Raw genomic sequence first — 15,261 nt, 5'->3', positions numbered from 1 at the left:
GGGTTGTCACCACGGGACGAGATTGATACAATCACCGAGCGGAAGTCCCATAATCGAGGCCGCAACGGTATACAGCGGCCCGAGTACCAACAATATCACTGCGGACTTCAATGCAGACCGCTTGTGCTGCTTCAGACTCCGCTTTTGATCTGGGGACGCTGTAAACATCTCCATAAGCGAATCTGCCTGCCAGACGACGACCAATCCGATAATACCGAGCGTAGTAGTGATCTGGAAGAAGCCTGAAACCAAATCAGGAAGTTGCTCAGCGTCACAGAGAACGTCATCTGCAAGCGCCGGTTGGACAGCAATAATACTGAGAACGATTCCAACAACTGCTGTTCGAAAAGTTATCCGACGAACACTGGATTTTAAATCTGCGTATTCTTCCGAATTGAACGCGTTAATTGATATTTTTGCCATATTGGGATCTACTATTTTGATTGTGGCGTCACTCTCTGGCGGTCTCATCACCAATCTCTGGCAACTTCCTATCGTCCACACATATTTTCACATTGGTGTACAGGAAAGCAAGCAATAAATCATTCCCATTTTGGTTATTTATATTGGAAATTGCTAATGGGTTTCATGCAGGTGATCTGCCAATCACTACACTATGGCGACTGTAGGTACCGAACCAGGTTGCTCGAACCCATGTGGTGATACTGATTGCAATCACCACTCCCTATGAGAGCTCTTCTGTACCACCGTCTTTACAACCTCAACTACGGTCGGACTCAGTAGTGACCAGGTCGGATAGGTCGAAGAGACGGACGTTCTCCCGTGTTTCAGCGATGTGTTCAAGATCTGCAGTGTATCCCGAACGACTGAACAGCACGTACAGCTCCCCCTCGTCAGCGGGCCGCTTTGACCACCGTACTTCGGCCACTGTCCGTTCAAGGTCGGACAGGATCCCTTCACTGACGGGGTTGGAGGTAAACTTACACTCCCCAGCGACAAGTCCCTCCGCTGTCAGGCCAAGAACGGCCAATTCGTGTTCCTTGAACCACCACTGCCCGACGTCTCGGAACTGCCGGTCGACGAGAGTTGGGAGTGCTCGCTGGCAGAGCCGTTCGAATAGCGGACTCACGTAATCTGCGAGTTCTGGTGCGACGAGATCTTCATACGCGCTTTCGCCGACCATCCGAAGCTGATCCTGATTACCGTAGACGAATCGGAACCAGAACCGGAACAGCGGTGCAGCGATACGATATCGGCCACGTTTCGACGAGGTCAGCGATTCAGTTACGGGAATGTGTCGCTCGACGAGGCGGAGCCGGCGAAGCTTCTGAAGGTACGTGCTTAGTGAACCTGACTTGACGCCGGCCATACCTGCGATTTCGTTTGGAGTTCGGCGGCCATGGGCGAGTGCGCGGAGAATGCTGAAGTACGTGTTCGGCTGTCGGAGTTCGGTTCGAAGCAGGAACTCTGGCTCGGAGTACAAGAGTCCCTGTTCCGAGAGGATCGACTGCTGGACGTTCTGCTCTAACTCTTGGTCAGGATCGATTGTCTGGAGATAGTACGGTGTCCCACCGTATATCGACCACGCGGAGATAGCGGTTTCAGGGTCGTATTCCGGAAAAAACTGGCGTGCGTTAGTGACGGAGAGTGGTTTGAGGTCGATCGTTGCCGTTCGTCGCCCATACAGCGGGGCACTCCCCGAGAGTACCTTCTCTTCCATGACGCTAATCGAGGACCCGACGATCACGAGAGTCATTCCAGTCTCTTGTAACTCCATCTTGATACAGCGAGGGAATCCCGGCGTGAACGCCGGGAGGGAATCGCGTACGCTCCACGAGACAATCCACCGGCAATACAATTGACAACTCCCAACGGTATACAACTATTTGAGTGATATTTATACTGGTCCAAAAACATATGGTGACTGTGGAGCTTCGACGTACTGCCGTCGTGAAACTCGACGTAGACGACGATGCTCACCACCTCCTTCAAGAGACGATAGACCGCTTCAAACAGGCCGCTCAGATGGTTGCAGACGACGGCTGGAACGGCACAGAAGACGGCTACATCGTCACGTCGAAAACTGAGCTACACGACCGGACATACGACGACATACGCGAAGCGACCGACGAACTTAACGCAGACCTCGTGTGTGCCGCGCGGAATCGAGCCGCTGATGCACTCGATTCCTGTGCCGAACAACGCAAAGATGGCGATAATCCCTCGAAACCTCAGTTCACGTCTGATTCGGTCGTCTACAACCTCAACGCAATCACTTACTACGACGAGTACGCTACGCTTGCGACCGTCAACGGACGTATCGAAGCCGAGTACGTCCTGCCTGACGAAGCCGTACCACCGGCAACCTACTTCTCTGAGGAATGGGAGAAACGCGAAGCGACGTTGCATCACCGTGACGGCGACTACTACCTCCACATCGCTGTTGTCAGAGAGACGGACACAGAGCCGGAAGATGCCGAGAACGGAACGGTTCTCGGCGTCGACTTGAACGTGGATGGACACCTTGCCGTCACTTCGAGTGGCGCGTTCATCGGCAACGCCGACTACCTCAACCACAAGCGGCGTGAGTACGAGAACCGACGTGGAAACCTGCAACAGGCCGGAACGCGGTCGGCTCACTTGACGATGAAATCACTTGGTGGACGATTCGCCAACTGGAGTGAAGACTACCTGCATCGTGTCTCGAAGGCACTGGTGCAGGAAACTCTCGCTCACGACTGTACCCACATTGCGTTCGAGAAACTAACACATATCCGCAAACGCATCTCGAACGCCAGCAAATTCCAGCAGTGGGCGTTCCAGCGAATCCAAGAGTACACCGAGTACAAAGCCGCCGAGTACGGCATTGCCGTCGAGACGATTGCCCCACAATACACCAGTCAACGATGTAGTCACGTTGACTGTAGCTTCACCCACGAAGACAACAGAGACGGCGACGAGTTTAGCTGTCTCAAATGTGACCGCGAGTACCACGCCGACTATAACGCCGCGAAGAATATCGCCCGGAAACTACTCCAGAACTGGCACAAGTCTGGTTCTGGAGGGGCAACCAGTCACCTTGCCCTGAAGTCGGGGACGGTGAACGTGAACGGCATCTTCACGCCTACCACTGCTTAGTGGTCAGAACGGGAGTCCACCGACAAGCTCCGCCCTTAAGGGCGGAGAAGGTGACGTCCATCAGTACGACCACCGACGACCACTCGAGGAACACACCTACCGGTAACCAACCCGCACACAGCCGCTATCCTGTTGTGCGTGAGGCGTCCCAAAGAGTCACCAGGCCTCTCCCGAGGCGGACTGGAACCCACTGTCCCCGGTCACCCGAGGACACCAACTGTCACCGGCTCTTATTCTTCACCCCTCGTCTCACCAGGAATATCTGCGCCAGCCGGAAGCACCAACCGCCGCTCTGTGTACTCGAGGCCGTTCTTCCTCTCTTGGCGCTTCCTCACTGCGAGGCGATGCTTCGAGAGATCCAGCATGGCATCGATCACCCGCGAGACCAGCTTTTTCGCGTAACTCTCGCTGATACCGGCTTCCTGTCGCCGAATCCAGTGTTTGAGATCACTTGCTTTGACGTACTCGCCGATCTCTCGACAGCCGTTCTCCCAGGGGTTATCGCCGACGCTGTCGTCAGTCCGGGCTTGCCACAGTTTCGCTGCAAGACGTGTGGGGACCGTATTCGCAGATGATCGGCACATCTCCTCGTCCATCCTGGCCAGTTGCTGGATCGGGAGGAGGTCGTCGTAGGCGAGTGACGTCTCCCCTCGATCGAGTGGGTCCGCACTCTCAGACAGGCGGACTAGGTCTCGCCGTCGTCTTTGGAAGACACTCAAGCCAATATCGTGACGGTCGACGATATGTTCACGGTGCTGCGGGTGCCGTATCACTTGCTTCTGGATCAAAGGGAAGATTGATCACGAGTTCATCAAACCAGACAACTGGACGTTTACGCTGCCCATCTTCCTCGAAGAAAATGATACCCAGTTGGGCAAGCCGATTGAGCTCTTCATGGACGTTCTTCACATCCCGGTCGACAATTCGTGCGGTCTCGTTAATGCTGGCTGGCTCTTTCTGGCGGGTCGCTTCGATCAGATCGAGGACGCGCGGTGTCAGCGTCTTCATCAGATCGTCGTAACACGTGAATGAAAGCTCCGGTGGGGAGTCGACTTTTTCTCCCTGTTCCAGCACCTCAATGTCGTTGGTTACGTCGTCGTGGAATTCGGCGGACGACTTCACGGTCACGACGAGCGTGGATTCAGTGCGAAGCTGTTCGCGCTCCATTGGATGGAGTGGCGGCGTGGTATCGGTCATGGGTATCACCTTCTGATGGCTCACTGAACCTCGAACTCGGATTTCGGAATTTCGCTCCAGAACCGTTCCCAGAGTTCAACCATTCCCGGGAATTCGATCATCTCTGGTTCGGGATCCGGTGCAACGTGGAGTTCGTGCCCTTTCGTGTCTTCGTGCGAGTTATCGTACCGACGAATCGTCCCATCGTCAAGGGTGCGGGGCGGGTCTGGCTCCGTCGCACCGTAGTGGAGCTTGTAGGCCCAGCCAGATGGGTATGCGTCGCGGGTTGTCCGCATGCAAAACACGCGGACAACGGTCCCATCTGGGTACTTCTCCCCGTCACTTATCCCGTCGAGGTCATCATCGCTCAGAGAGGCCATCCTCTACTATTGGTTCACCGGCCAATACAATAAGGATATTGGTCAACAGACCAATGGGGTGCAGATCAAGTCCTCGGGGCATAGTACTGGGGAAAGGACGGCGGCTACAAGTTAAGAACCTCCAGTGACAGCTGTTGTCGTCAGAATGACCTCCTACCCCTGTCCATTAGTATGACCACCGACGACCACTCGAGGGATACACCCGATGCTACCCAACCCTCGTACACCCGCTGTCCTGCTGTGAGTGAGGCGTCCCAGAGAGTTACAAATCCCCTCTCGAGGCGTGCTGTAACCCACTGTCCCTGGTCATCCGAGGACACCAGCTGTCACCGCCGCTTATTCACCTCCTCCTGTTTCACCGGGAATCTCGGCGTCGGCAGGGAGTACTAACCGCCGCTCTGTGTACTCGAGGCCGTTCTTTCGTTTCGCCTGTTTGCGGACGGCCACCCGATGCTTCGAGAGGTCGAGAACAGCATCGATCACTCTCGAGACCAGCTTCTTCGCGTAGGTGTCGCTGATGCCGGCTTCTTGCCGGCGGATCCAGTGTTTGAGATCGCTTGCTGTGACGTACTCACCGACCTCTCGGCAGCCCTCCTCTCAGGGATTGTCACCGACACTATCGTCAGTCCGTGCTTGCCACAGCTTCGCTGCGAGCCGTGTGGGAACTGTATTTGCAGCGGAGCGACGCATCTCCTCGTCCATCCGGGCCAGTTGCTGGATCGGGAGGAGGTCCCCGTAGGCGAGGGAGACCTCACTTCGATTGAGTAGGTCGGCCTGCTCCGGTAATCGAAAGTACTGCTGGCCGTCGTCTTTCGTGACCCGCTCGAGACGCCCATTGGGGACCTCGACGAGGTGTTCGTCGACGGTTGCTTCACGGAGGTGGGCGCCTTTTTCGAGTTCGCGTGACTGGAGTTCGGTTACTCGCTCCTTGTTCGCGCTTGCCTTGTTCAGCGCTGCGTCGGTCGCTTTCTCGAGGCGATCACACGCTTGCTCGGTTTCTGCGAGGTGTTCGTTCTGTTCCTCGAGTCGGGTCTCGAGGTCGGTAATGCGTTCGTCTTTCCGGTCGAGTTGTCGCTCGAGGGCTTCGATTCGTCTCTCGAGGATGGCAAGGCCGTCGTCGAACTAGTCGATTAACTGCTCGTTGGTGTTTGACGCCTTGACTCGAGCAGTAGCCGGATTCTGACGAGAATCATTTGCGACGAGAGCCGTCTGCCGTATCGACTGGAACGACAGTGAACCCCAGCGTATGGAAATCGTCCGGATCGAATGTGAAGACATGCTCAATCCCGTATTCACGAGCGAGTGCACCGCCAAGGTGATCGAAGAAGGCGATTTCCTGGTCATCGTAGTCTCCGAACTGCTCGTTTGCCGCATCGAATATGTCCTCAGTCACGGGAACCACATTGATCGTTTCTGAGGCCCGGAGCTCCTCGAGCGTCGAGACAGCGTGGTAGTGGCTTTTCCGGTAGAGGATCACGGTTGCGAGCTCGGCAAGAACGTACCGACTCGTAACGATCGGCCCGTATTCACCAGCCTGAATCGCATCGAACACAGCTGAAGCTCGATCATGGTTAGCGTCGTCCTCGACATACGCTGCGTAGAACCCGCCGGTGTCGATGAATAGTGGAGTCGGTGTCTCTTGGCTCATGACGGTCCAGCGTCACCGTAGAGGATGTCATCGATGCGTTCGGAGGTAGTGGTCGGCTCTCCTGCCGCGAAGGTCTCCCGATCAAACAGTGGATCGTCTGGGTTGACGTCACTGATTAGTACTTCGCTTGCCCGCTCACTCTCGGTAGAGAGCCACCATACGACAGCTCTCCCTCCAACCTTTGATCGCTCGAGAACGCCATCGTCGGAAAGACGTTGGAGCCGTCGATAGGCTTGCGAGCGGTCGATACCGAACTGATCACTGATTGACTGTGCTGTCTGGATTGGCCGATCCTCGCGAGCGATGAATGCAAGGATTTCCTCGTCCGTCACTGTCGATGAGTACTCACCTCGATCATTCCGACTCATATAACTCACTACGTAGTGTACCGATATAACTCTGTGCACTACGGCTCACAGAGTTCCGGTCAGCTACCAACGGCTGAAACCGTTGGCTTGTCGGTGGACTCCCGTTCTGCCGACACGTAGGCGTCGGACGCCACTTCAGTGGTATTCACGGTCATCGTCCCCGAGTTCAGGGCGTACTGACAGAACGCCCCTCCAGCAGGGGACTTCTGCCCTTGCTGGAGTTTGAGTGCGAGTTTCCGGGCAACGTTTTTCGCTGCGTTGTAGTCGGCGTTCGCCGAGTACGAACAGTCGAGACACGTGAAGTGCTGGCCGTCACGATTCTCTTCGAGCGTACAGCTACACTTCGAGCATTGTTGGCTGGTGTAGGATCAGTCGATCACATCGGGTTTGAGTGAAAGTGTCTGCTTGCCGTCGTCTTTCGTGATCCGCTCGAGACGCCCATCGGGAACGTCGACGACGTGTTCGTCGACCGTCTCTTCGCGGAGGTGCGCGCCTTTCTCGAGTTCGCGGGACTGCAGTTCTATCATCCGTTCCTGTTTGCACTTGTTACCGAAGTCCAACCGGTCGTCCGTCTTCCCACTCGACTGCAGTGACTGCATCGGGGAGTGATTCGAGTCTCCGCTCGATAACGTCGAGCGGGTGTGAGTCGATGAAGTTCGCTGGCTGATGGTCCACAGCTGTTGCGCTATCGTTCACTTGCAGGTGAACTGGTCCAAGATTGTCGTGTGTATCGTCCTGATGCCAGCCGACCAGCAGTTGTCGATCCGGTTCGATCCAGTTGAACCAGTAATACTCGTACGGTTCGCCCGTCTGCAGTTGGAATCCAACTTCGACTCGTGCGGTCGTCGTCAGATACTCTTCATCGTCTAGGAGCTTTCGTGGGTTCACCGTACCAACGACGCGATACGACCCCGCTTCTCGCGGTTCGGTACGGCGTCGGTGAACACCATCGAACTCGCCACTGAGACGGTTTCGGATACGATCGTGAAGCCGCTTCCGCTGTAAGTTGGCTCGATTCGCGAGGAAAACGACCATCAGGCGAGTGAGGAGTAGCGGTTGTTTTTCGGTGAGGAGAGTTCGACGACATCGCCATACAGGTGGAGTGCATGCTTCACAAGCGCGAGTTCCGTGTTGACCGCTTCCCATGTAGCGATTACATTCCGTCGTTCACGAAGTTCCGAAGCCGACAATTTCTCTTCGGAGAGTTGTTCCCGAAACTCCTCGAGTGAACTGGCATCGAACTCCGCCGCTAATGCTTCTTGTTCTTCTTTCAGCTCTGTGAGTTGCACCTCCAACTCATCCCGCGTATGCTCCTCGATGAGGGTGGTGACCTCGTCAAAGAGCATCCGAACCGGATTCGCGTCGTATGCTTTCGTCCCGTCAACTGTCGTTTCGATGACCCAGTCGTCCCGCTCTAGGCGCTGAAGTTCATCGTCAGCTGTTGCCCGTGAAACCTCCGCTTGGTCAGCGATCTCTTGGACAGGTGTTGGCTCGTTCAACATATCGACAACTTCGCGGACCCGTTCACGACCACTCATCGTTTCTGTCCACGTACCGTGATCTGAATCTCCCATTATCCTCCTCTAAGATCTGCTCCGTCAAATAATTTATTTCGAGTTAATTATCTGGGCTCCAAGCTGCTCGAAGTTAGTCGATACCGTGGAACCTCCAGTGACAGCTGTTGTCGTCAGGATCTCCTCCAACCTCTGTCCGTCAGTATGACCACCGACGACCACTCGAGCGAGATACCGACCGGTACCCAACCCTCGGACACCCGCGTTCGTGCTGTGAGTGCGTTTTCGTAGAGAGTCAGACAACCTCTCTCGAGGCGTTTTCTGAACCTCTGTCCCCGGTCACCCGAGGACACCAGCTGTCACCGGCCTACTCACCTCCCTCACCTGGGATCTCAGCATCCTCGGGAAGCACCAACCGACGCTCGGTGTACTCGAGGCCGTTCTTCCGCTCTTGGCGTTTCCGAACGGCGACACGATGCTTCGAGAGATCCAGTATGGCGTCGATCACCCGTGAGACCAACTTCTTCGCGTCGGTGTCGCTGACGCCGGCTTCCTGGCGTTCGCAAGAACGACGCTCTTGTACAGCCCATCAGAAATCGAAGATTTCTGAGGAGAGCGGATCCAGTGTTTGAGATCGCTGGCTTTCAGATAGTCGGCGACACCCTTGCAACCTCGCTTCCAGGGATCGTCGCCGACGCTCGAGTCGGTTCGCGCCCGCCACAGTTTCGCGGCGAGTCGCGTCGGCAGGGCGTTCGCGGACGACCGCAGCATGTCGTCGTCCATCCTGGCGAGTTGCTGGATCGGCAGCAGGTCGCCGTAGGCGAGCGACACCTCGCCGCGCTCGAGCGGGTTAGCCTGTTACGGTACGGTGATACCGCCTCCCGTCGGCGTTCGCGAGTCGCTTACGGCGATCGTTGGCAATGTCGACGGAGTGGTAATTTTGCTGGGTAATTCGAATCGACCGAGCGCTTATCTATCCGCGTAGACATTTGGACCATCAACAGGAGTGCCACTGATCCAACCAGATTTGCTCGCCAGCGAGTTCCTGCGGCGAATAATACCCAAGAACGCGTTCAAGCGTTCGTACGACTCCGTCGGGATCGTCCCGAAGCAGTACTGGATTTGTATAAATAATAATCCCTGAATGGTCTACGCCGTTGCTGACTGGCCCACTGAAGTCCTTCTTATCGTGGGTTAGGAATAGATACTCGTTTTCGGCGCAGTACTCCAAGAGTTGACGATCGTTCGTTCCTTCGCCGAAGATCGTATTCGCTTTGATCACGTCGTAGCCACTCGATTGGAGAGTAGTGATGAAGACACTCGGCACGTGTTCATCTGTACAAAATGAGACAGTCACTGTGCTGGTTCCGGGGGTTGTAACGCACTTTCTGCGAGTTCGGCTCGTACTTCGTCGCGTTCTCGGCGGAGCTGACGCATCTCTTCAGGATGCTCGTGATAGTATGCGAGTGCGGTATAGATTTCACCAAGCGATCGGTCAAGTTGATCCGCAACATCTGCAGGTGGGTTCCCACCATCGATTACGAGTTCATAGACGTCGAGAACACCCACGCGTGTCCCGTCAATACGGGGTTCTCCACCGAGTACGTCGTCCGTTTGCACGATGGTAGCCATGAGTCGTTCCTAGTTTAGTCGCACATCACATAAGCGTTCTCGGATTCGGAAACTCGATCACGAAAATCTGCCGGCGACAGCTGTTGTCTTTCGGCGGACGGCTCGAGTGGGTCTCTCAGTGTACCCACCGAGGACCACTCGAGCGAGATACCGACCGCTATCCAACCTTCGTACACCCGCGTTCGTGCTGTGATTCGTCTTCTTAAAGAGTCAGACAACCTCTCTCGAGGCGTTTTCTGAATCTCTGTCCCCGGTCACCCGAGGACACCAGCTGTCACCGGCCTACTCACCTCCCTCACCTGGGATCTCAGCATCCTCGGGAAGCACCAACCGACGCTCGGTGTACTCGAGGCCGTTCTTTCTCTCTTGGCGTTTCCTCACTGCAACCCGGTGTTTGGAGAGATCCAGTATGGCGTCGATCACCCGTGAGACCAACTTCTTCGCGTCGGTGTCGCTGATACCAGCTTCCTGCCGGCGGATCCAGTGTTTGAGATCGCTGGCTTTCAGATACTCGCCGACGCCCTTGCAGCCGCGTTCCCAGGGATCGTCGCCGACGCTCGAGTCGGTTCGCGCCCGCCAGAGTTTCGCGGCGAGTCTCGTCGGGAGGGCGTTCGCGGAGGACCGCAGCATGTCGTCGTCCATCCTGGCGAGTTGCTGGATCGGCAGCAGGTCGCCGTAGGCGAGCGACACCTCGCCGCGCTCGAGTGGATCAGCGTGTTCTGGCAGACGGTAGTACTGCTGGCCGTCGTCTTTCGTGAACCGCTCGAGGCGGCCGTCGGGGACGTCGACGGCGTGTTCGTCGACCAGTTCCTCCCGGAGGTGTGCCCCCTTCTCGAGTTCGCGCGACTGGAGTTCCGCGATCCGCGCCTTGTTCGCGTTCGCCTTGTTACAGACCGCCTCGAGTTTGCACTCGAGGTGCGTGCGATTGGGATTGCACTCGGGTTGTGCCGGATCGGCGTTCGATTCGAGCTCGGCGATTCGGTCGTCTTTCGTCTCGAGTTCCCGCTCGAGATCGTTCACCTGGTGCTCGAGGTCGTCCACTTGGTGCTCGAGATCGTCGACGTTGCGCTCGAGGTTCTCAACCTGGGACTCGAGGTCGTCGACGTCGCGCTCGAGATCGTCCACTTGATACTCGAGGTCGTCGATCCGGGCGGTACGCCGCTCGAGGGTCGCCTCGAGTGTCTCGATCCGGTCGAGGAGTTCCGTCGGGTCGAGGCGTTGTGTCGAGTCGAGACGTTCCGTCGAGTCGAGACGTTCCGCCGGGTCGGCCTCGCGGTTACTCATCGTCACCACCCCGGTCGTGGTCGCCCGTTCGCCGATCGTCGGTCGGCTCGTCGCTCGAGGGATCGGACTCGAGGAACCCGGGCATGGGGCCCTCGGACGAGGAGACGAGTCCACCCCGGCGCGGGCCGTCGCGATCCGCACCCGGCCGGTAGGGCATCGTCGCCTCCGGGCCGACCAGTCGGAGCCCCGCCTGACTCGCCTCCGCCCTGATCTGGAGAATGTGACGCCGGACCGCTCGTCGGTCGGTCTCGTCGATCGCGGGGGTTCGATCCGGTCGCTCGAGATCCTCGAGCAGCGATCTGGTGAGGATGTCCAGGTGCTCGAGGCGGGTTTCGATGGAGGATTGCGTGTCGGGAGTCGGTTCGTCCTGTCGGTCGGGAGTTTTAGTATCCCGTGAATCGTCGTCTGTCATGGCTTCCGTACTTGCTCTACGGAGGCTGGCGCGGATCCGGTGGCCCAAACACCGGGCCGCGATTCTGTGACTCAGTTCGCGAAGAGTCACATGTAGCGTCCGTATCAGGATAGATACACCCCACTGACATAAATCTTAACTACGTACGTAGTACACAGAATCAAAGCTACATAGCTTTCTATTGCGCGGATGGTACTGATTTTTCTGTTCCGCTAACGGGCTATCGGGAACAGATGGTTGAGCGGGTCTCCTGGATGGCTCCTGTCGACTACGAGATCCTGCTCTTTTTCGACGAGCACCCGATTATCGTCTCGCCACATGTCCTCGCAGTGAACATCGACTACGACCGGCAATACGTGAGCAAACGATGCGGTGCGTTGGTTGGTGCTGGCCTTCTCGGGTCCGTAGACACCGGCCTCTACGAGCTTTCTGATCAGGGTAATGCCTTTCTCGAAGGAAAAATCGATGGACAAGAGCTTGAAGCGCCTTCTGAATAGTATACCATTCAGAAAGCCCCGACACACTCGGAGGGCTGCGACTCGTTGCGCTCCCCACTCTGTTTTGGTGCTTACTCCGTGAGACGTTCCCTTCAGTCACGTCTCACTGATCCCTCGCTCACTTCGTTCACGAGGGCTACGTCTCGCACCTCGATCGCGTCGCCCCTTTCTCACCCGTGGTAGATAACTGACAAGCTATCATTCAGTCTCGAACAGTTCTTTCTCACAGTTCTTGGTCTACGACGAGGTGAACGATCACACCACCAGCTGCTGCGAGTGCAACGATCACTCCCATTTCCCCGCCAAGAAACCCGATCGGTTGGAGTATCTGACCGAGAGTTCCAACGCTGAAGTACGCAACGAGACCGGTAATGAACGCGAAGGGGAGAGAATGCGTGAATCTTTCGACCCTTCATGGGTTGACGGCGAAGCAAAGACTTGCGCCGACGCATATGCGCGAGGACAGAAATACGTCGTACCTCTCGATTCAGTAACTTAGTGAAGTGGCACTCGTGGGTAGTGAAGTTAGTTTGGTATTTCGTTACGTAGTTGTGAGTATGATCCGATCACACTTCCATCAAGATCTACACCCTCAATTACGCATGATTCGTCAAGGACGCAATTTCGAACAGAGGCATTCAAAACACTCGAATCGGGGAAAACAACAGCTCTGTCCAGTGTTGCATCAATAACCTTGGCGTTTTGCATTACATGGACATTTGAGCCCAGATCGCTGTTTTTCACTGTTGCAGTCGGGTCAATAGAAACATCTCCATTGAGTTGATGACCAATTGCATCGAGATACGACCCAGGTGTTCCAATATCGAACCAGGCCCCGTCAAATGAGAAGGCGTGAACAGTTTGTCTACTTTGTAACCATTGAATGAACCAGCCTGGTTCGTCTGGATTATTACCATGGATTAGATATGAATGGACACGTTTGAGGGTATCCGCCGGAAACGCATAGCAGGCAATTGAAATAAGCGAACTACGTGGATCAGCAGGTTTTTCCTGAAAATCCACTACCTGGCCACTTTCTACTTTCACTACCCCGTATTGCGATGCTTTCTCAGTTGAGCCAACATTGTATGCTGCAATCGTTGGAGTCCCACAATGTTGAAAATGGTCAATGAACTCACTTATATCGAAGCTAATATAGTTATCACCAGCGATAATGACTGTGTCTTCACTAAGCGACTCCCGTTCAATAAGCTGTTCAATTGCACCTATTACGCCAAGTTTTTCGCGTTCACTGCTTGTTTGTTCAATTGATAGTGTTGGCTTTTCGTAACATTGCTTCTCTAAATGAGACTGAAACTCGTCCGCAAAACGTGCGTTCGTAGAAACGTAAACATTCTCAACTCGATCATCCGCCTCGAGCTCCTCAAAGATTCGATCAACAACAGTGGTGTCATCAATAGGAAGGAACATTTTTGGCCGACGTTTGGTGATTGGCCACATCCTCGTTGCGTATCCGCCAGCCAAGACAACTGCATCCATATTGCTGGCCTTTTACCAACCCGACATAAATGTTCCTACCGAGCAGAACATCCATTATTAGAAGCATCAACCGAACTAATCAAGAATATAGGGTTAACTATCAGTCAAATCATGGATATATATTAAAAATATATAACGGGTTTTCGACGATATATTTTCCGTAGAACATCGATAGATAGTAGTATTCCAATGAATAGCAACCGATAGTGAGTCTCGCATCTGAACTTGGGGATCGATTTAAAGCCGAGTTCATGGGTCGAGCCGTTTCAGTTATTTCTGGAGCAATCCTGATCATAGTTCTTGCTCGACTCCTTGACCCCGACGGTTATGGACTGTTATTTCTCGCTATCTCAGTTCTTGGGACTATTCAACTAATCAGTAAACTAGGGATCGCAAAATCCGCAGCGCGCTATATTTCGAAATATAAAGAAAGCGATCCTGATCAGATACCACATATTATTAAGTTCTCATTCATTTTGAATATTGGTTCAATTTTAATTGTCTGCATTTTACTGCTTATTGGCCATAATTTTTTAGCGGACTTGATCGGTGAGCCAGATCTTGCACCATTATTAGTGCTGGGTGTTTTTTTCGTTGCTTTCGCCACATTAGCAACGTACGTGCGGTTAATTTTCCAAGGCTTCGAGGCCATCAAGCCTGCTGGGGCACTACAAGCGATTGATCGAGGTTTACGTGCCGTACTCGCTATTGGATTCGTTATTCTCGGCTATGGTGCAGTGGGCGCCCTTGTTGGTTATATTGTTGCTCATACAGCGGCAGCTGCTCTTGGGTTAGGTTTTTTATATTTCCGATTTTATCGTGGATTTTCACCGTCCGGGATAGAGGTCGGCCTTCGCCGTCGTATCGCAGAATACACCGTTCCACTAACTGCTACGAGTACTGCACGAATTATTGATAAACGAGTTGATACTATTTTAGTGGGCGTCTTTATTGGACCAATTGGTGTAGCGTATTATACACTCAGTAGACAAATCATTGAGTTTATTGTTACACCTATCGAAGCACTTGGGTTTACACTTTCGCCCACGTATGAATCAGAAAAGGTCAAAGGAAATACCGATATTGCGGCTAGAATCTATGAAGAGGCCCTTACCCATGGTCTCATGTTGTACATTCCAGCAGCTGCCGGTCTTATTTTAGTGTCTGAACCGCTAATCTATATTGTCTTCGGTGAAGAGTATGCTGGGGCAGTTCCCGTTCTGCAAATATTGGGTATTTACGCTGTGCTACAATCTGTTAAAGTTCTAACTGACAATGGACTCGATTTTCTTGGACGCGCTCGAGAACGAGCAATCGCAAAAAGCGTGGCCGCGGTATTAAATCTAATTTTCAATATTATCCTCATACCGCGGATCGGCGTTATCGGTGCTGCAGTCGCAACGGTGATCACTGATGCGATGTACACAATCGTGAATGTTTATATTATGCATACAGAGATTAAAATTCAGATTATTCATCTAGTGCGCCAAGTTAGTGTGATTCTCACAATAACTCTGATAATGTCAATAGTTGTTTATTCAACAAATGGCTTTCTGGATGGTTTTATATCGTTATTTGTCATGGTTGGTGTTGGCGTAGTCACTTGGTTCATTCTTGTAACAAGCACGGGCCTTTTAAACACCAAAAAGGTTTATTCAAAGCTTACATGAAGTGGCTAAAATTGACATTACTCCAATTGGAATGTGAGAACAAAGATTAATATTTTGAAGTGATTGGTCACCGTCGCATTC

Annotated in this window: 16 protein-coding genes and 5 pseudogenes; 3 read left to right on the top strand and 18 right to left on the bottom strand. The window is 53.9% G+C overall.

Translation table 11 applies throughout. The features are described from left to right. Window positions 1–6: 6 nt before the first annotated feature. Both FYC77_RS20770 and FYC77_RS16040 read right to left on the bottom strand, forming a co-directional pair. The gene (locus tag FYC77_RS20770; protein ID WP_338016497.1) at window positions 7–471 is read right to left on the bottom strand and encodes a hypothetical protein; all 465 of its coding nucleotides are present in this window, start codon (window positions 469–471) and stop codon (window positions 7–9) included. Between the two features lie 250 nt (window positions 472–721). Further along, a pseudogene (locus FYC77_RS16040) lies at window positions 722–1,741 on the bottom strand (ATP-binding protein); the annotation flags it as partial. A gap of 137 nt (window positions 1,742–1,878) precedes the next feature. Between FYC77_RS16040 and FYC77_RS16035 the strand changes: the two are divergent. Beyond that, window positions 1,879–3,099 carry an RNA-guided endonuclease InsQ/TnpB family protein gene (locus FYC77_RS16035; RefSeq protein ID WP_149082504.1) on the top strand — a complete coding sequence of 407 codons (1,221 nt, stop codon included), beginning with the start codon at window positions 1,879–1,881 and terminating at the stop codon, window positions 3,097–3,099. Window positions 3,100–3,329: 230 nt separating this feature from the next. Here the strand turns inward: FYC77_RS16035 and FYC77_RS16030 are convergent. The 15 genes and pseudogenes from FYC77_RS16030 to FYC77_RS15965 form a co-directional block, all read right to left on the bottom strand. Next, a pseudogene (locus tag FYC77_RS16030) lies at window positions 3,330–3,808 on the bottom strand (hypothetical protein); the annotation flags it as partial. A 38-nt stretch (window positions 3,809–3,846) separates the two neighbouring features. Continuing rightward, window positions 3,847–4,296, bottom strand: a complete 450-nt coding sequence (locus FYC77_RS16025) for an HVO_A0114 family putative DNA-binding protein (protein ID WP_202911853.1) — start codon at window positions 4,294–4,296, stop codon at window positions 3,847–3,849. A gap of 20 nt (window positions 4,297–4,316) precedes the next feature. Further along, window positions 4,317–4,655 (bottom strand): toxin-antitoxin system TumE family protein, encoded by a 339-nt coding sequence (locus FYC77_RS16020; RefSeq protein WP_149082503.1) that lies wholly within the window; start codon window positions 4,653–4,655, stop codon window positions 4,317–4,319. A 336-nt stretch (window positions 4,656–4,991) separates the two neighbouring features. Continuing rightward, window positions 4,992–5,759 (bottom strand): annotated as a pseudogene (locus FYC77_RS16015) (hypothetical protein). Between the two features lie 85 nt (window positions 5,760–5,844). After that, entirely contained in the window at window positions 5,845–6,303 is a 459-nt protein-coding gene (locus FYC77_RS16010; protein WP_149082502.1) for a type II toxin-antitoxin system VapC family toxin, read from the bottom strand. Continuing rightward, window positions 6,300–6,635 (bottom strand): helix-turn-helix domain-containing protein, encoded by a 336-nt coding sequence (locus FYC77_RS16005; protein WP_162354547.1) that lies wholly within the window; start codon window positions 6,633–6,635, stop codon window positions 6,300–6,302. The genes FYC77_RS16010 and FYC77_RS16005 overlap by 4 nt, the downstream gene beginning before the upstream one ends. A gap of 95 nt (window positions 6,636–6,730) precedes the next feature. After that, a pseudogene (locus FYC77_RS16000) lies at window positions 6,731–7,027 on the bottom strand (zinc ribbon domain-containing protein); the annotation flags it as partial. Between the two features lie 12 nt (window positions 7,028–7,039). After that, complete coding sequence (locus tag FYC77_RS15995) at window positions 7,040–7,270, bottom strand: hypothetical protein (RefSeq protein ID WP_149082500.1); 231 nt, start codon at window positions 7,268–7,270, stop codon at window positions 7,040–7,042. Beyond that, a complete protein-coding gene (locus FYC77_RS21075; protein ID WP_149082499.1) occupies window positions 7,218–7,706 on the bottom strand; it encodes a hypothetical protein in 489 nt (162 codons plus the stop codon). Before FYC77_RS21075 ends, FYC77_RS15995 begins: the two co-directional genes overlap by 53 nt. Then, window positions 7,706–8,245 (bottom strand): DUF7342 family protein, encoded by a 540-nt coding sequence (locus tag FYC77_RS20765; RefSeq protein ID WP_238386988.1) that lies wholly within the window; start codon window positions 8,243–8,245, stop codon window positions 7,706–7,708. Before FYC77_RS20765 ends, FYC77_RS21075 begins: the two co-directional genes overlap by 1 nt. A gap of 279 nt (window positions 8,246–8,524) precedes the next feature. After that, window positions 8,525–9,125 (bottom strand): annotated as a pseudogene (locus FYC77_RS15980) (hypothetical protein); the annotation flags it as partial. Between the two features lie 57 nt (window positions 9,126–9,182). Further along, a complete protein-coding gene (locus FYC77_RS21070) occupies window positions 9,183–9,542 on the bottom strand; it encodes a DUF5615 family PIN-like protein (protein WP_394349027.1) in 360 nt (119 codons plus the stop codon). Continuing rightward, entirely contained in the window at window positions 9,539–9,817 is a 279-nt protein-coding gene (locus FYC77_RS15975; protein ID WP_149082498.1) for a DUF433 domain-containing protein, read from the bottom strand. Before FYC77_RS15975 ends, FYC77_RS21070 begins: the two co-directional genes overlap by 4 nt. A 282-nt stretch (window positions 9,818–10,099) precedes the next feature. After that, window positions 10,100–11,101: a hypothetical protein gene (locus tag FYC77_RS15970; RefSeq protein ID WP_149082497.1), complete on the bottom strand. Its 1,002-nt coding sequence runs from the start codon at window positions 11,099–11,101 to the stop codon at window positions 10,100–10,102. Further along, a complete protein-coding gene (locus tag FYC77_RS15965; RefSeq protein WP_202911852.1) occupies window positions 11,094–11,513 on the bottom strand; it encodes a hypothetical protein in 420 nt (139 codons plus the stop codon). Before FYC77_RS15965 ends, FYC77_RS15970 begins: the two co-directional genes overlap by 8 nt. A 233-nt stretch (window positions 11,514–11,746) precedes the next feature. On the opposite strand from FYC77_RS15965, the gene FYC77_RS15960 reads away from it, so the two are divergent. Continuing rightward, on the top strand, window positions 11,747–12,010 hold the full coding sequence (locus FYC77_RS15960) for a MarR family transcriptional regulator (protein ID WP_202911851.1): 264 nt from the start codon (window positions 11,747–11,749) through the stop codon (window positions 12,008–12,010). A gap of 525 nt (window positions 12,011–12,535) precedes the next feature. On the opposite strand, the gene FYC77_RS15955 is transcribed toward FYC77_RS15960, so the two are convergent. Continuing rightward, the gene (locus tag FYC77_RS15955; RefSeq protein WP_149082496.1) at window positions 12,536–13,510 is read right to left on the bottom strand and encodes a sugar phosphate nucleotidyltransferase; all 975 of its coding nucleotides are present in this window, start codon (window positions 13,508–13,510) and stop codon (window positions 12,536–12,538) included. Window positions 13,511–13,716: 206 nt separating this feature from the next. On the opposite strand from FYC77_RS15955, the gene FYC77_RS15950 reads away from it, so the two are divergent. After that, on the top strand, window positions 13,717–15,180 hold the full coding sequence (locus tag FYC77_RS15950; RefSeq protein WP_149082495.1) for a flippase: 1,464 nt from the start codon (window positions 13,717–13,719) through the stop codon (window positions 15,178–15,180). Window positions 15,181–15,261 lie beyond the last annotated feature (81 nt).

Source organism: Natrialba swarupiae, assembly GCF_008245225.1.
GTDB classification, from domain to species: domain Archaea; phylum Halobacteriota; class Halobacteria; order Halobacteriales; family Natrialbaceae; genus Natrarchaeobius; species Natrarchaeobius swarupiae.
Note: the sequence above shows the minus strand (reverse complement) of the source record. Positions and strands in the feature narration are given on the sequence as shown.

What these genes read in the sequence shown, in the direction of transcription:
- FYC77_RS20770 (WP_338016497.1), bottom strand. Translation starts at nt 471, where the DNA reads ATGAGACCGCCAGAGAGTGACGCCACAATCAAAATAGTAGATCCCAAT.
- FYC77_RS16035 (WP_149082504.1), top strand. Translation starts at nt 1,879, where the DNA reads ATGGTGACTGTGGAGCTTCGACGTACTGCCGTCGTGAAACTCGACGTA.
- FYC77_RS16025 (WP_202911853.1), bottom strand. Translation starts at nt 4,296, where the DNA reads ATGACCGATACCACGCCGCCACTCCATCCAATGGAGCGCGAACAGCTT.
- FYC77_RS16020 (WP_149082503.1), bottom strand. Translation starts at nt 4,655, where the DNA reads ATGGCCTCTCTGAGCGATGATGACCTCGACGGGATAAGTGACGGGGAG.
- FYC77_RS16010 (WP_149082502.1), bottom strand. Translation starts at nt 6,303, where the DNA reads ATGAGCCAAGAGACACCGACTCCACTATTCATCGACACCGGCGGGTTC.
- FYC77_RS15995 (WP_149082500.1), bottom strand. Translation starts at nt 7,270, where the DNA reads ATGCAGTCACTGCAGTCGAGTGGGAAGACGGACGACCGGTTGGACTTC.
- FYC77_RS21075 (WP_149082499.1), bottom strand. Translation starts at nt 7,706, where the DNA reads ATGGTCGTTTTCCTCGCGAATCGAGCCAACTTACAGCGGAAGCGGCTT.
- FYC77_RS20765 (WP_238386988.1), bottom strand. Translation starts at nt 8,245, where the DNA reads ATGGGAGATTCAGATCACGGTACGTGGACAGAAACGATGAGTGGTCGT.
- FYC77_RS15975 (WP_149082498.1), bottom strand. Translation starts at nt 9,817, where the DNA reads ATGGCTACCATCGTGCAAACGGACGACGTACTCGGTGGAGAACCCCGT.
- FYC77_RS15970 (WP_149082497.1), bottom strand. Translation starts at nt 11,101, where the DNA reads ATGAGTAACCGCGAGGCCGACCCGGCGGAACGTCTCGACTCGACGGAA.
- FYC77_RS15965 (WP_202911852.1), bottom strand. Translation starts at nt 11,513, where the DNA reads ATGACAGACGACGATTCACGGGATACTAAAACTCCCGACCGACAGGAC.
- FYC77_RS15960 (WP_202911851.1), top strand. Translation starts at nt 11,747, where the DNA reads ATGGTTGAGCGGGTCTCCTGGATGGCTCCTGTCGACTACGAGATCCTG.
- FYC77_RS15955 (WP_149082496.1), bottom strand. Translation starts at nt 13,510, where the DNA reads ATGGATGCAGTTGTCTTGGCTGGCGGATACGCAACGAGGATGTGGCCA.